Source organism: Rhodococcus coprophilus NBRC 100603 (assembly GCF_001895045.1).
In the GTDB taxonomy this organism is placed as follows: domain Bacteria; phylum Actinomycetota; class Actinomycetes; order Mycobacteriales; family Mycobacteriaceae; genus Rhodococcus; species Rhodococcus coprophilus.
In genome coordinates, this window is sequence record NZ_BDAM01000016.1 from 1 (window position 1) to 7105 (window position 7105).

The following is a 7105-nucleotide window of genomic DNA, read 5'->3' on the forward strand; positions in this document are numbered from 1 at the left end:
GAGCGAATCCCGAGATCCAGCAACCGAATCCGAGATCGCGGTCGCGAAGGTATGGGCCGATGTCCTCGGAATCGATCGAGTCGGTGCAGACGATTCGTTCTTCGCGCTCGGTGGCAACTCTCTGGTCGCTACCCGGGTGATCGCCCGAGTCAACGAGGCACTCGGTGCTTCACTGGCGATCCGTGAACTGTTCGAGGAACCCACCGTCGCCGGCCTCGCGGCGCGTGTCGACGCGGGTCCCGTCGCATCCGGCAGGCCGGAACTCGTGGCGAGAACCCGCCCCGAACGGATCCCGCTGTCCCTTCCTCAGCAGCGAATCTGGGTGCTCAACCAGCTCGACCCCACGTCCGGCTCCTACAACATCCCGCTCGGCATCCGGTTGCGTGGCGAACTCGATGTCGCGGGCCTGGGTGCGGCGGTGCGTGATGTCGTCGAACGTCACGAGGCCCTCCGCACCGTGTACCCGCACGACGAACATGGCCCCCGGCAGCAGATCGTTCCGGCCACCACGGTGGAAGACCTGACGGTGGTGACCGCAGCCTCGGAGCACGAGGCGCTCGAGGCCGTGGCGGAGATCGCGGGGCGCGGATTCGACGTCACCACGGAGGTGCCCGTACGCGGTCTCCTCGTATCCCTCGGGCCGGACGACCACGTACTCGTGCTTGTCGTGCACCATATTTCGGCAGACGGTGCGTCGCTGCCCACGCTGGCCCGCGACCTCATGGGCGCATACATCGCCAGGGCCGCAGGAACGGCCCCGGCCCTGCCTCCGCTCGAGGTGCAGTACGCGGACTTCGCGCTCTGGCAGCAGGAGGTCCTGGGCGACGCCGACGATCCCGACTCGCCCGCCGGGGTCCAACTGGCCTACTGGCGTGAAAAGCTCGCGGGCATACCGGATCTGCTCGACCTGCCCACCGATCGTCCGCGTCCCGCCCAGGCGAGCGGCCGGGGTGCAACCACGACAATCGAGGTGTCGGCGCAGACCCACTCGCATCTCGACTCACTCGCCGGGTCGCGCCGGGCATCCCTGTTCATGGTGGTGCACGCAGCTCTCGCCGTCCTCCTCTCCCGGCTGAGCAACTCCCGCGATGTGGTCGTCGGTACCGCGGTGGCGGGCCGTGGCGCCCGAGCACTGGACGACGTGGTCGGCATGTTCGTCAACACCCTGGCGCTGCGCACGGACGTTGATCCGGCCACGGCCTTCGAGTCGCTGCTCGACGCAGTTCGATCCGGTGACCTCGAAGCGTTCACGCACGCGGACATTCCGTTCGAGCGTGTCGTCGACGAATTGGGGATCGCTCGGTCGTCCGCTCGTCATCCCGCGTTCCAGACCGTCCTGTCGTTCCAGAACCTCGAGCAGGCACGGATGGAACTGCCCGGTCTGACGGTCGACACGATCGGCACTGGGGAACTCGCGGCCAAGTTCGACCTGCAGGTCACCGTCGAACCTCACGACACCCCGGAGGGAACGCCGGCAGGCATGTCGGTAGCACTCACGTACGCGACCGATCTGTTCGACAAGGGCACCGTGGATGCGTTCGCCCGTCGTTTCGTGGCTCTCTTGGATACGGTGGCTGCGGATCCCGCCGCGATCGTCGGGGACATCGAACTTCGCACGGAGGACGAGATCACAGCGGTGACAGGCAGCGCCCCGCCTCAGGACACCACGACGGTGCAGGACGCCGACGTCACCATCGCGCAGGAGTTGCGCGTCGCCGTCGAGTCCGATCCCGATGCGCCGGCAGTGGTGGTGGGCGACGTCGAGTCGACATACGGCGAGGTCGAACAACGCTCGTCGCAGTGGGCTCGCTACCTGATCGCCCTCGGAGCCGGCCCGGGTGAGACGGTCTGCGTCGATCTGCCTGTAGGCATCGACCTGGTGGTCGCTGCGTGGGCAGTGGTCAAGTCGGGTGCGGCATTCGCAGTCGGGTCGTCGGAGGCTGCCCGCTGGGTACTGACGACCACCGACCGCGACGTTCACGGCTCCGGCCGACGACTGGCTATGGACGCACCGGACCTGGTCTCGGAGGTGTCCGGCCTCTCGGCGCGGGCGATTGCCTATACCGAGCGGACCGCCGTACCGAGTCCCGGGGATGCGGGGATCTGCTTCCCGGACGCCGCGCTCTCCCAGGGAAGGGCGGTCGCGCTCCTCCGCAACGGTATCGTCGGCAAGGAGTTGACCTACGACGCAAGGATTCTCGTTGCCGGTCCGGACGCGGATCGGTGGGTGCTCCATGCCGTACTCGCTGCAGCCCTCGCGGGTGCCGTAGTGGTGATGGCGGACAATGCGTCCGATGTCGCCCATCTCGCGGAGGAAGAGTGGGTGACCCACGCGTTCGTGCCCCGCGATGCGGTGGATGCCCTGGCAGCGTGCGCCGACCTCGAGACGGTGTTCGTGATCGACGGCGAAGACGTGAGCGCGCCGTCGGATGCGGCGTGGGTTCTCAGCCCGTCCAGAGATCCCTGGGTCACGGGTCGGTGAGGGAGTCCTTCGCATAGAGAACGCAGAGAGAACGCAGACCGCTCGGGTCAGGCCGACGGCATCGTCGTCTGCAAATGTCCTTCCAGCGCATCCACGCATCCCCGCATTCACGCAATGGGAGTCGGGGCCGGCGGTCACTCGCGACGCACACGATTTGCACCCTGAACTGGAAGAACGCCAAATTTCCTTGTGTTGCGGGGGCTCTCGCGAGGTTGCCCCAACGGGTGCGACCCACCAGTGGCCGTAACATGACCCCCGGCCCACGATGCTCTATTTGGGCAGCTGACGACTGTCCGGTAACCAACGGGCGGCGACGGCCGAAACGGAGATATGAGGGAAGCGAGACCAGTGGTGAGTGAAGCCTCGCGCACGGCCGGCATGCAGCAAGGGGACGGCGTGGCACGGGAGAACGTCGGCGAACCCGAGAGTAGACGGCCGCCGGTGTCCGAACGTGGACGGGAGCGTCGACGTCCCGCACGCCGGCGCGGTTCGCGCGCGATACTTCTGCCGCAGTTGCTTGCGACCGCGGTGGAACGTGACCCTTCTGCTCCCGCGGTGATGTTCGAGGATCGCTCGTGGACGTACGCGGAAATCGACGCCGACTCTTCGCGCCTCGCGCGAGCATTGATCGACCGTGGACTCGGCCCCGAAGACATTGTCGCAGTCTCGCTGGCGCGGTCGTTCGAGTCCGTGCTGGCCATCTGGGCGGTGGCGAAGACCGGTGCGGCCTTCGTTCCGGTAGATCCGAACTACCCTCCCGATCGCGTCGCGTACATGCTCGCGGATTCGGGTGCGGCGATCGGGCTTACGCTCGCGGCGACGGTGTCGTCGCTGCCGGACACCGTGGAGTGGCTCGCGCTCGACGACCCGCAATCGAGGGCCGAAGTGGAAGCGTTGTCGCCCGCTCCGGTGTCCTTCGACGAGCGTGTGCGTTCGCTGCGAGCCGAGAACCCGGCGTACGTCATCTACACCTCGGGGTCCACGGGCCGCCCGAAGGGCGTTCCGGTCACGCACAGCGGTCTGTCCGACCTGGCACAAGAGATGGTGGACCGCTTCGGGACCACTGCGGGCTCCCGCACCCTTCACGTCGCCTCGCCCAGCTTCGACGCGTCGGTGCTCGAATGGCTGATGGCGATTTCCGTGAGTGCTGCCATGGTCGTCGCCCCGCCCGATGCATTCGCAGGCGCCGAACTGACCGAGCTTCTTCGTCGTCATCGGGTGACCCACGCGCTGATTACGCCCGCGGTGTTGGCGTCGCTCGATCCCGAGGGACTCGACGGACTCGAAATGGTGGTGTCGGGCGGCGAGGCGTGCCCGCCGGATGTGGTGGAGCGGTGGGCACCGGGACGGCGGTTCCTCAACGCCTACGGGCCGACCGAAGCGACGATCATGACGCATTGCAGCGGTGCTCTCGAGCCGGGGCGGCCGGTGACCATCGGTACGCCGGTGCGAAATCTGGGTGCGCACGTACTCGACAGCCGCCTGAATCCGGTCGCGCCCGGCGTTGCGGGTGAGCTGTATGTGTCGGGTCCCGCTCTTGCTCGTGGTTATCGGGGCAGACCGGGTCTGACAGCCGAACGTTTCGTCGCGGGCCCCGACGGAACGAGGCTCTACCGCACCGGTGATCTCGTTCGTGCGCCGCGTACTGGCGACGACGAACTGGTCTACCTGGGGCGCAACGATTTCCAAATCAAAATCCGCGGCCTTCGGGTCGAACTCGGTGAAATCGATGCGGCGCTTGCGGCCTGCGATGGAGTCGATTTCGCGATCACTGTGGGCCGCGAGACGCCGGCGGGTGAGATGCGACTGGTGTCGTATGTGCATTCCGCGGGAGGTGTCGAGATCGATGCCGGTGAACTATCCGCAGCGGTGTCGGAAATGCTTCCGGCGCACATGGTTCCGTCGGCGATCGTCGTGTTGGATGATGTGCCGTTGACGCCGTCGGGCAAAATCGATCGTGCGGCGTTGCCTGAGCCGGAGTCGGTTTCGGTGCAGTTTCGTCCACCCGCAACTGCGCTCGAGGTTGCCGTGGCGGAAGAGTTCGGCACACTCCTCGGTGTCGAGCGCATAGGGCTCGACGACGACTTCTTCGCGCTGGGTGGCAATTCACTCGTGGCGACCCGACTCGCCGCGCGCCTGGGTGAACGCCTCGGCACCAGCGTGCCCGCGCGCCTGCTGTTCGAGCACTCCACGGTGGGAAAACTCGCGGCCCTGATCGAACCCCTGGAGGTCGGGAACGAGACCCCCCTCGTCGCGAAAACCCGTCCCGAGCTGGTGCCGTTGTCGTTGGCGCAGCAGCGGATGTGGTTCCTCAACCGGTTGAACCCGGGGTCGGCGGCGAACAACATCCCGGTGGCGATCAGGCTCTCGGGCACGTTGGATGTCGACGCTTTGCAGGCGGCGGTGTCGGATGTCGTGGAACGACACGAGTCGTTGCGGACGCTGTATCCGGAGGTCGACGGGGTCGGTTTCCAGAAGGTGCTCGGTGTCGGCGACGCGGTCGTCGAGGTACGCGTCGAGGACGTCAGTGCCGACGATGCACCGGGGCGGGTCGTTGAGGCTGTGACTACCGGTTTCGATGTGACGCTCCAGGTTCCGGTGCGCGTGCGGTTGTTACGGGTCGCACCGCAGGAGCATGTGCTCGTGGTAGTGGTTCATCATATTTCCGGTGACGGGTTCTCGATGGGGCCGTTGACCCGGGATGTGGTCACCGCGTATGCGGCGCGGGCTGCGGGCGCGGCCCCGGGGTGGCCGGCGCTCGAGGTGCAGTACGCCGATTACTCGATCTGGCAGCGTGAGGTACTCGGCGACGAGTCGGATCCGGAGTCGTTGGCTGCCAAGCAGATCGCGTTCTGGGAACAGTCGTTGGACGGCCTTCCCGATCAGCTGGACCTTCCGACCGACCGGCCACGGCCCGCGGAACAGTCCTTTGCCGGCGACAGGGTCGAATTCGACATCGACGCGGATCTGCATCGTAAGCTGGTCGAGCTCGCGCGTTCGCGGAACTCGACGCTGTTCATGGCGGTGCATGCGGCTTTCGCGGTGTTGCTTGCGCGTTTGTCGGGCACCGATGACATCGCGGTCGGCACGCCGATTGCGGGTAGGGGACGCCGCGAGCTCGACGATTTGATCGGGATGTTCGTCAACACTCTGGTGTTCCGTTCTCATGTGGATGTGAGTGGTTCCTTCGATGCTTTGCTGGAGCAGACGCGTGAGCGGGATCTCCAGGCGTTTGCGCATGCGGATGTTCCGTTCGAGCGGATTGTCGAGGTGCTCAATCCTGAGCGTTCTACCGCACGGCATCCGCTGTTCCAGGTGGGGTTGTCGTTCCAGAACTTGGCGGAGACGAGTCTGGAGCTGCCGGGTTTGACGGTGTCGGGCGTGGATGCGCAGGTGCAGACGTCGCAGTTCGACCTGCATCTGGTGGCTGCGGACCGTTACGACGAGGACGGGTCTGCGGCGGGGATCGGTAATGTGCTGACGTTCGCGACGGATCTGTTCGACAAGTCGACGGTGGCGGGGATCGCGGAGCGGTTCGTGCGAGTGCTCGAGCAGATCGTCGCTGAGCCGGGGCGTGCGGTGGGGGACCTCGATATTCTCGGGGTCGAGGAGCGGAATCTCGTCCTGGAGGAGTGGAACCGCACGAGTCACCCGCTGGGTGCGCCGGTGACGTTGGTGGATTTGTTCGACGCTCAGGTATGTCGGGATCCTGCGGCGACTGCGATCGTTTTCGAGGGCGTGTCGCTGTCTTATCAGGAATTCGATTCCCGGGTGAACCGGCTTGCGCGTCATTTGATCTCTGTGGGTGTGGGGCCGGAATCGACTGTTGCGCTGGCGATGCGGCGGTCGGTGGAACTCTTGGTGGGTATGTATGCGGTGGCCAAGGCCGGTGGTGCGTATGTGCCACTCGATCCGGATCAGCCGGCGGAGCGCACGAACTATATTCTGTCGGTCGCGGCTCCTACGGTGGTGCTGACCACTGCGCGTGACGAGTTCGGTGTTCCGGAGGGCGTGGGGTCCGGGATCGTCGTCGTTCGCCTCGATACTGCGGACTTCGACGGGTACTCCGACTCGCCGGTCAGGGATGTCGATCGGCTTGCGCCGTTGCGGCCGGAGAACACGGCGTACGTCATTTTCACGTCGGGTTCGACCGGGCGGCCGAAGGGTGTGGCGGTGTCCCATGCGGCGATCGTCAATCAAATGCTGTGGATGCGGGACGAATACGATCTCGGGCCGGATGATGCTCTGCTGCTCAAGACCGCTGCGACGTTCGACCTGTCGGTGTGGGAGTTCTGGTCGGCGCTTGTGTCCGGTGGCCGTGTGGTCGTTGCGACGCCGGATGGTCATCGTGACCCGGTGTATCTCAACGACCTTGTCGCGTCGGAGGGTGTGACGACTTTGCATGTGGTGCCGTCGATGCTTGCCGCGTTGATGACGGACACGGACGGTGTTCTGCCGTCTTCTCTGCGCCGGGTGCTCGCGATCGGTGAGGCTCTGCCTGCGTCTACGGCGCAGCGGTTCCTTGCCGGCAATGATGCGCGGTTGGACAATCTGTACGGTCCGACCGAGGCTGCGGTGTCGGTTACCGGTCACGTCGTGGATGTGGACGATGTGGTGTCTGTG

General features: G+C 65.8%; 2 protein-coding genes. Both read left to right on the top strand.

The features are described from left to right. Positions 1 to 2482: condensation domain-containing protein (locus RDCOP1_RS21020; RefSeq protein ID WP_143152204.1), on the top strand; the 2482-nt coding region annotated here is incomplete at its 5' end. A 348-nt stretch (positions 2483 to 2830) separates the two neighbouring features. After that, on the top strand, positions 2831 to 7105 hold a 4275-nt coding region (locus RDCOP1_RS21025), incomplete at its 3' end, for a non-ribosomal peptide synthetase (RefSeq protein ID WP_072705341.1).